Here is a 4132-nt window from a genome sequence, read left to right as displayed (position 1 = left end):
TATAATCACTATCAAATAGATATACTTTAATCTTCCGCCCAAAATTTAACATATTTTGGGCTATTTTTATCGGATTTTTATTAACATTCAACACTTTTGTAAGAAGAATATTGACTTCTAAGCTACATCCGCGACCAGTAAGCCGTTGACAACTCTTGAGAGTGACTTAATGCTTTACCTTATTACTATCTAACAAGTTTATCTACCTCAACTTTATTCTTGTTCAAATCCCTGATTACTAAATTTGAGAACCCGACAATTCTCGCTGACTGTGCGAATCACGTTCTCTGGAACTCCTTCAGGGACAGTGACCTGAAGTTCTAAGGTAATTTCTACTTCAGCATCTACCAGACTACTAAGGTGTTGAATAACCTCGTCTGCTATCTGTCCTATGTCACGTCTTAGCCGCAATGCGTTCAATTTGACTGAACCATAGAAACGTTTTGGTGGAACTATGACAGTTACTTGGCTATCAGAGGAGCCATCTGCTGTTACTACAGTGTCAATAGTTTTTTCCTTGTCAGTCTTATAGCTTCCTGTTTTTTCTTTAACTGATGGTGGAGTTACAGGTTTAGCAGCATCTGCCTCAAACTGGCGTTGCGCTACTTCTGGCTTAACTATCAGATTTTGACTGCTAAGGGTTACGGTAATGTGTTCAGCTGCTTTCAAACCAAGATAACGTCCTTTGGATTCATCCCAGCCAGTGGCATAAGCAAAGTTCTCATTCCACAGTAACGCTGCAACTCCTTCTGCGATCGCTTGTAATAGCACTTGTTGATTTTTGATACGTGGCAGGTAAAGGTAGTACGCTAAGTACTCCCATAACTTCTTAAGGTCGAGGTGGTTTACATCGCGCCAGAGATAAGGGTCAAGAGCTTCCAGGCGCAGACGACTGGCGGCATAGTTAGCAATCAAATGTTCTTCATGAACTGCTTTGCGGCTTGCTTGCAGAACAGGAGAGTCTTGCTTTTGCAATCGGATTTCTTGCCATTCAATCTCTCCTTGAGGGTCGGGTTGCATTGGCACTAACAGCCAGATGTAAGCTTCTTGAATTAAACTTTTTACATCTTTGTCGGTTTGCTGTTGTTTAGTCGTCGCCTGATTGCTTTGAAAAACATCTAAGTTTAAGGCTACTTTATCTTGAATAATCGAATTCCAGGCGAGGTACTGGCAAACAGATTGTTCTAATAGCTCCAGTTTTGCCTTGTCTGGTGCTAGGAACAGCAACATATTTTTGCAGTACCGAGGACTGGCTCCCTTTTGGTTTAGTATTTCTTCGGCTCTGGTGCGGGCTTGGGTTTCGCTTTCCTTATTTTTATGGGGATGTTGTGGCCCCATGACAACCAGCCTTACGGCCATTTCATCAGGAACATCTGCGGAAGAGTCGGGAGCAATATGTACTCCAGCAAATTCACCGCGCTGTTTATCAGCCTTTAATCGGAGAATAATTTCATCCCAAACTTTATCCTGATCCTGTTGGATTTGCTCGGCTCGGTCTTGGGCAAGTCTGGTGACACTAGGCTGAGTTGAGAACCAGTAACGAGTGTTATCGACATAAAGATGTGTGGACTGGTCGGTAAGTCGGCGCAAAGCATCGCCAAAAGTTGCTGCACTTTCCCCTGGTTGAACACACCCTAACTTGATCCGATGATCTTCTACACCGCGATTGGCTGCTCTTAGAGTAGGAGCAGAACCAAGGTAAATTGTCCGGGCAACACGGCGACAGGCAGAGTAACGTCCTAAATTCGGGTTTTGGCGATCGCACGCTAATGGTAGAGAATTATATCCATCTACATCTTTTTCAATGACTGGCACCCAGTTATCTTCCAGGTAGCGAGTCAATTCTGTTTGTACCTGTCCGTCATCCATTGGCACGCTGGCAGGCATGATTAACAAACTCTTGTCCTGTCCTTCCCAAAGTGAATGGATCACCTTTGCCATCAGTCGCAGCACACCTCGCGTGCGTTGGAATTTGTCGAGAGTTGACCAGTCATTATAAAGTCGGTCAAACAGTTCTGGATGGATAGGATAGGCATTTTCTAGCCGTCGTTTGTAACTAGCTTCTCGGCACTCACTAGGAAACTCCTGAGATTGGCTTTGGTACATTTCTGCAAAGGCACGGATGATGGCATCACGGGCAATAAAGCCACTTTCTTCGGTGATCGGTTGAAACAGTCGCCGCCGTACAATTTCAAAGCTTTCATCGGCAGTTGCTGGTCGCCAAGGAGATTCGACTCTGCCAATAGCATTTTTGAGTCTACTTAAGGCTGCTTTACCGCGATCGCCTCCAATCTCATTATCAGATGCCGGAATACTCACGACCAAAAGAGTTTGGTTAGCGTTTTTTGCCGACTCACTCAAAGTCTGGGCAAAGGTAAAGTGAGTGTCAAAGCTGCCCCCCGGAAGGTCGTTTATTTCGTGAAGCTGTCGGGCATAAGCCACCCATTCATCAATTAAAATCAGGCAGGGTGCATAGCGGTTAAACAGCACCCGGAGGGTATCGCCAGGGTTCGTTGAGGTTTCATCTGCCTCTCGAATCATTTCGTAGGCTTCCCTACCGCCCAGTTGCCAAGCTAATTCGCCCCAGAGTGTTCGGACAACTGTGCCATCTTTTTTAGATTGAGGCTGACCAGGAGAAATTTTATTTCCTACCAGCACTGCTGTATTAACTTTTGGCGGAGGTAAAACATTTGCCGCTTCCAGCACTGGTTCCAATCCGGGTAACTCGGATGCGGGAACTCCCATGAACAGGTGATATAGTGCCAGCATCGCGTGGGTTTTGCCCCCACCAAAGTTGGTTTGCAGTTCGATAACGGGGTCGCCTGCATTGCTAGAAAGGCGTAGCAAGGCATTTGTGAGCAGTTGCTTTAGCCCTTCGGTAAGAAAAGTGCGGCTAAAAAACTCTGTAGGTATGCGGTATTCGTCGGAACCTTCATCTAAATAAACTTGCCAGAGGTCGGCAGCAAATTCTGCTTGTTGGTAGCTACCAGAGGCAACATCTGGGTGAGGTGTAACAATTTCTCGCCAGGGTTTTAAACCGCCTACAGGATTGCCTTCTAAAGGTTGGAGAGTAGCACGACGAGTTTCACGACGGGCTTGTTCTGTAAAGCGTAGCCGCAAAAGTTCTTGTTTTTGTTTATCAACTTCATCTGCTTCTGGTGCAGAAAAAGCAGAAAGTAGCCGCGATACACTATCAAGAGCGCGATAGGCATCATCTGTAGAGAGTGGCTTGTTGTGCGCCCAAGAGTTGCGGGTGTCAATTAATTCCCCAACCAAGCTTCTTTCTGCATTGCCCAGAGTCTTTTTGAACACTTCACGCCACTGATTAGACATGAGTTTCAGCAGTGCTGATTCGTCTTGCTTGAGAATTTGCTGGACATTACGTCTTAAGCTGTGGTCTTCTGGAACAAAAGGTGTAGCGGCAACTACCCACTTATCACCATAAACGGAACGCATTTCCCTTTCCACAAAAGGATATAAGCCATCTCTCAAAAGGTCTAGCACCCTGCCAACTCGTTCGCGGTTACTTACGCTCATAGATTTTTTATACTAATGTTTATAGTTAAATTTGCCCTCACCCCTGCCCCTCTCCCATCCTGGGAGAGGGGTAAAATTGCTCCCCTTCTCCCAATTTGGGAGAAGGGGCTGGGGGATGAGGGCTATCTAGGATAAAAGCGTGACAAATAATTTCTAAAGTCGCAGGTAAATTTGTTTCCACTAACTCGCTACTAACACGTACAAACCGCAATCCCAAAGATTCAAGTAATTCTTGACGGTGTTGATCTAGAATCTTTTGAGATTCATGAATGGCTCCGTCTACTTCAACAATTAGACGTTCAGCTGCACAAAAAAAATCAACAATAAAACAGCCAATTGGTTGCTGACGACGGAATTTCCTACCTTCTAACTTTCTATTTCGCAAGGCTTGCCAAAGGATGGCTTCACTGGGTGTAGGTTCTTTGCGAAACTGACGGGCTACCTCTTTCATTTTTTGGTGGAGGGCTGGGGGGACTTGCCAGTAATTAGAAGCGCCCTCACCCCCAGCCCCTCTCCCATGCTGGGAGAGGGGAGTAGGATTAGTTTCTAGTGGTCTTGTTCCCCCTCTCCCAAATTGGGAGAGGGGGCTAGGGGG

Annotated in this window: 2 protein-coding genes; both read right to left on the bottom strand. The window is 45.8% G+C overall.

The annotated features are described in order from the left end of the window. Nucleotides 1-213: 213 nt before the first annotated feature. A complete protein-coding gene (locus IQ229_RS15990; RefSeq protein ID WP_194045302.1) occupies nt 214-3537 on the bottom strand; it encodes a Swt1 family HEPN domain-containing protein in 3324 nt (1107 codons plus the stop codon). A gap of 37 nt (nt 3538-3574) precedes the next feature. Continuing rightward, nucleotides 3575-4132: endonuclease domain-containing protein (locus IQ229_RS15985; RefSeq protein WP_228013504.1), on the bottom strand; the 558-nt coding region annotated here is incomplete at its 5' end.

It is taken from the genome of Nostoc cf. edaphicum LEGE 07299 (genome assembly GCF_015207245.1).
GTDB classification, from domain to species: Bacteria; Cyanobacteriota; Cyanobacteriia; order Cyanobacteriales; family Nostocaceae; genus Nostoc; species Nostoc edaphicum_B.
This window is presented reverse-complemented; position numbering and strand designations above follow the sequence as displayed.